Raw genomic sequence first — 310 nt, forward strand, 5'->3', positions numbered from 1 at the left:
GATCGATGCGGCAGGCAGGGCTTTTCGGTTTATCGGAGCACATGAAGCGCCTTTCGGCGGACGGCGATCCGTTGGAGGTTCTGGCTCGTGTCGTGGACTTCGAGGCATTTCGGCCGACCTTGACGGCGGCGCTGGCCTATTCCGATGGTGCGAAGGGCGGCCGCCCGCCCTACGATCCGGTCGTGATGCTCAAGATCCTGGTGCTGGCAGCGCAGAACAACGTGGCCGACGCGCGCATGGAATGGCTGATCCGCGATCGTCTGAGTTGGCTTCGCTTCCTGGGATTTGACCTCGGGGCTGCAACGCCGGA

1 protein-coding gene is annotated in these 310 nt (G+C 63.5%); it reads left to right on the forward strand.

The window, feature by feature from the left end; translation table 11 throughout:
* Positions 1-41: 41 nt before the first annotated feature.
* The coding region (locus MTR62_RS21250) for a transposase (protein ID WP_244024672.1) at positions 42-310 on the forward strand (269 nt) is incomplete at its 3' end.

This window comes from Novosphingobium organovorum (genome assembly GCF_022832435.1).
GTDB classification, from domain to species: domain Bacteria; phylum Pseudomonadota; class Alphaproteobacteria; order Sphingomonadales; family Sphingomonadaceae; genus Novosphingobium; species Novosphingobium organovorum.